The following is a 4,002-nucleotide window of genomic DNA, read 5'->3' as shown; positions in this document are numbered from 1 at the left end:
GCCCACGCTGTACGCCTTTGCCGTTGCCGAGGAAAACGCCTCCGGCGGCCGGGTGGTCACTGCCCCCACCAACGGGGCGGCGGGCATTGTACCCGCGGTGCTGACCTACTACCAGAATTTCTATCCCCATGCGACGGAAGAAGGCGCTCTGGACTTTCTGCTTACGGCCGGAGCCATCGGCCTTTTTTACAAGCTCAACGCCTCCATTTCCGGGGCGGAGGTGGGCTGTCAGGGCGAAGTGGGCGTGGCTTGCTCTATGGCTGCCGGAGCCTACTGCGCGGTGACGGGCGGCAGTGTGAAGCAGGTAGAGGTGGCGGCGGAGATCGGCATGGAACATAACCTGGGCCTTACCTGCGACCCTGTGGGCGGCCTTGTGCAGATACCCTGCATCGAGCGCAACGGAGTTGCTGCGGAACGCGCGGTCAACTGCGCCCAGCTTTCACGGTTGGAAGACGGGCGGCAGCGCGTGATTTCCCTGGATGCCATCATTGAGGTCATGTATCGCACGGGCCTTGATTTGCAGTCCCGCTACAAGGAAACCTCGCTGGGCGGTCTGGCTCAGGCCGTGGCCGAGGCGCTTGAACGAAAAAAGCAGGGCGGCGCGGGACCGTCCGGCAAAAAGGAAGCAGTGCTGTGAGTGAAATACATATAGTGGCCGAACTGGAAGTGCTGCCGCAGTATCGCGAAGCCTTCATGCCCGAACTGCGCGCTCTGGTGGACGGCAGCCGTGGAGAATACGGCAACCGACGCTAGAGCAATTTCACTTTGAAAGTGCTCTGGCGGCTGCGTGAGCAGACGTTCGCTACGGAGGCGTAAGCGCAGTTTATCTGCGCGGTTAAACGCCGAAGTGAGCGTGCCTTAAACTTTGAGAATGTATATTCTCAAAGTTAATCTGCTCTATGACCTTACCGAGGATGTTTCCAATATGTGCCGTTTTTTTGTGCTTGAAACCTGGGCTTCACAGGAAGCGGTGGACGCGCATAACGGCACGCCGCACTTCAGGGCCTTTGGCGCATTTGCGGAAGGCAAGCTGCGGCATATGAACGTGACTCTGCTCAAGATGGTTTTTTAGGGCGTTTTGCCCTTTGAGAAAGCCTGCTCCCAGAGTCGGGATGGCTCAAGACGGCCTTGTTCCGCAGATTGTGGAGGCCTGCGCGGCACCCGCACGCCTTTCGGCAGCGGCGGCATCCGCTTGCGGCGTTATGCTTGCGGGCTGTGGCCGCAGCCGCCGGAGCGCATGTGGCAAAACCATACCGTCCGCATGACAATGGGGCTTTGCCGCCAGGGATGCCGTAAAGATAGGCGTCTGGCGGCAAAGCCCCATTTTTTATCAATGCATACATCCGCAAGAGCAGTTCCAGGCGCGACGGTATCCCTGAAAGATGCTTCTGGCAGGTTAACGTTTGCGCTGTGTGCGCGTTAGAGCAAGTTCACTTTGAAATTGCTCTGGCGGCTGCGTGAGCAGTCGCCCGCCGCGAAGGCGTAAGCGCAATTTATTTGCGCGGTTAAACGCCGAAGCGAACGTGTCTTAAACTTTGAGAATGTACATTTTGTACATTTTCAAAGTTAATCTGCTCTAGACACTGTCTAACGGTCCTGGGGCGGCTCGATGTTTTCCACCCCGTCCATATAGGGAACCAGCACCTTGGGCAGGGTCACGCTGCCGTCTTTCTGCTGGCCGTTTTCCAGAATGGCGGCAATGGTACGTCCGGTGGGCAGGCCGGAACCGTTGAGCGTGTGAACAAAAGCCGTCTTGCCGCCCTTGGGCTTGAAGCGGATATCCGCGCGACGGGCCTGAAAGTCCGTGCAGTTGGAACAGGACGAGATTTCACGGTAGGTTTTCTGGGCGGGCAGCCATACTTCCACGTCATATGTCTTGGCAGAGGCAAAGCCCATGTCGCCTGTGCAGAGGGTGATGACGCGGTGGGGCAGTTCCAGCAGTTCCAGCAGGCTGCAGGCGTGGCCGCGCATAAGTTCAAGCTGGTTGAAACTGTCCTCGGGGTGGGCAAAGCGCACCATCTCCACCTTGGTGAACTGGTGCAGGCGAATGATGCCCCGCGTGTCCTTGCCCGCGCTGCCCGCTTCGGAACGGAAGCAGGGCGTGGCCGCGCAGTAGGCGCGCGGCAGGTCGGACTCTTCAAGCACTTCGCCCGCATGCAGGTTTGTCAGCGGCACTTCCGCAGTGGGGATGAGAAAATAGTCCCACTCGGCCAGCTTGAAAAGGTCTTCTTCAAACTTGGGCAACTGGGCCGTGCCTGTCATTGAGGTGCGGTTGACCATGTAGGGAGGGCTGACCTCAAGATAGTCGCTGTACCGGGTGTGCCTGTCGAGAAAAAAATTTACCAGGGCGCGTTCAAGGCGCGCTGCCCAGCCCAGGGATACGACAAAACGGCTGCCCGTAAGGCGCGCGGCGCGTTCAAAGTCCAGCCCGCCAAGAGCAGTGCCGATGTCGTCATGCGCGCGCGGCTCAAAGTCAAACTGCCGGGGGTCGCCCCAGCGGCTGACCTCGACGTTTTCGTTTTCATCCGCGCCCACAGGCACGGTGCTGTCGGGAATGTTGGGAACGCTCATGAGCCAGCTTTCCACATCATTCCTGGCTTGCGCCGTTTCGCCGTCCAGTTCCTTGATGCGGTCTGACAGGGAGGACAGTTCGGCAAGCAGGGGCGCGGCGTCCTGGCCGGAGCGCTTGAGCGCGGCCACCTGGGCTGAAGCCTCGTTACGCTTGCTTTTAAGCCCTTCCACTTCCGTAAGCAGGGTGCGGCGGCGGCCGTCCAACTCCAGAAATGCATCAACGCTGATACCCGAATGCCGGTCGGCCAGGGCCTTGGCTAAAACTTCGGGTTGCCTCTGCACCAGTTTAAGATCAATCATGACCGCTCCTGAAAATTTGCGCGGTAGCGCGCCGGATTCGCGGTAAAAATTGCGGCGCAAGGCTGCATCGGCATGCGCATGCTTGGGCCTGCGTCAGAAAAAATGTGTCTTTTGCGCCGGAAGCGCTCTGGCGCGTCGGCTTGAAACAAAAAAGCGCATTTGTCTTCGCTGTGGTCAACCGCAGAATATTTGCGGATAAAGGCGAAAGCCTCAGGGCCGGAAAGTGCGAATGCCGGTACAGCGCCGGGCCGCCCGCGATAATATAATTCCTTTAGCATGGGGGCGCGCCGCCTTGCAAGGCTGGCTTTTTCCGTATATAGCTCACGGGAATACTCTCGAGAATTTCTATAAACGCGAGGCTGTCATGAAACCTGTGCGCAATGTTTTATACCTTGTTTTGCTGGCCTTTCTGGTCGCTGCCTGCGGCCCGGCCAACAATGTGCGGCTGATGCCGCCGCCTTTTATGGAAGGCGGCGTGCTGCCCGGCCCCAAGGCTCCCCGGGTGACGGTGGTGGCTTTTGTGGACAAACGGCAAGATCAGACCGTCATCGGCTCCCGCCGCGATAACAGCGCCTTTGTCACCAGTGACAGCGTTACACAGTGGATAAGCAAGGCCCTGGCTGACGAACTGGCCCGCAACGGTCTGCAGGTTTCCTATGCCGACAGCGTCAATCAGGCGCGGGCGGGCAATCCCGACTTTCTCGTGACCGGCGACGTGGATCAGGTCTGGCTTAAAGAAAATTCCGCCACAGATCTTGCCACCAACATGCGCGTGAACTACGCCCTGGCTAACCGTCAGGGACGCATCTACAGCGAATCGCTCAATGCCTCGCAGTCACGCACGGTCATGCCTCTTGGCTCTACGGCCGACAACCTCATGCTGGACACGCTGCGTGAACTTATCAAACCCATGGCGCAAAAGATTGTCCAGGCTATCGAGGCCAAGAAGTAAGCCCGCGCGGGCCTTGAACCTTCTGTTTTTTTGCGCAGCCATGACATTGGCTGTGACGGGATTTTGCATGCTGCCGCCGGCCCTTGTGGCCGGCGGTCTTGTCTTGGCGCAGCCCGCAAGAGCAGCAGGTACGGCAGCCGGGTCTGTTCCGGCGTCAACGTCTGCTGCTCAATCCGCTT

General features: G+C 59.0%; 4 protein-coding genes. 3 read left to right on the top strand and 1 reads right to left on the bottom strand.

Annotation, left to right across the window (positions count from 1 at the left end; genetic code table 11):
• A partial coding sequence (locus V6C07_RS00520; RefSeq protein WP_333534395.1) for an L-serine ammonia-lyase, iron-sulfur-dependent, subunit alpha occupies positions 1-637 on the top strand: 637 nt, incomplete at its 5' end.
• A gap of 234 nt (positions 638-871) precedes the next feature.
• On the top strand, positions 872-1,072 hold the full coding sequence (locus V6C07_RS00515; protein ID WP_333534394.1) for a putative quinol monooxygenase: 201 nt from the start codon (positions 872-874) through the stop codon (positions 1,070-1,072).
• 515 nt (positions 1,073-1,587) lie between these two features.
• Here the strand turns inward: V6C07_RS00515 and serS are convergent.
• Entirely contained in the window at positions 1,588-2,871 is a 1,284-nt protein-coding gene (gene serS, locus V6C07_RS00510; RefSeq protein WP_333534393.1) for a serine--tRNA ligase, read from the bottom strand.
• Between the two features lie 364 nt (positions 2,872-3,235).
• On the opposite strand from serS, the gene V6C07_RS00505 reads away from it, so the two are divergent.
• The gene (locus tag V6C07_RS00505) at positions 3,236-3,823 is read left to right on the top strand and encodes a hypothetical protein (RefSeq protein WP_333534392.1); all 588 of its coding nucleotides are present in this window, start codon (positions 3,236-3,238) and stop codon (positions 3,821-3,823) included.
• The last annotated feature ends 179 nt before the right edge of the window (positions 3,824-4,002 follow it).

It is taken from the genome of Desulfovibrio sp. 1214_IL3152 (assembly GCF_036763055.1).
In the GTDB taxonomy this organism is placed as follows: Bacteria; Desulfobacterota; Desulfovibrionia; order Desulfovibrionales; family Desulfovibrionaceae; genus Desulfovibrio.
Note: the sequence above shows the minus strand (reverse complement) of the source record. Positions and strands in the feature narration are given on the sequence as shown.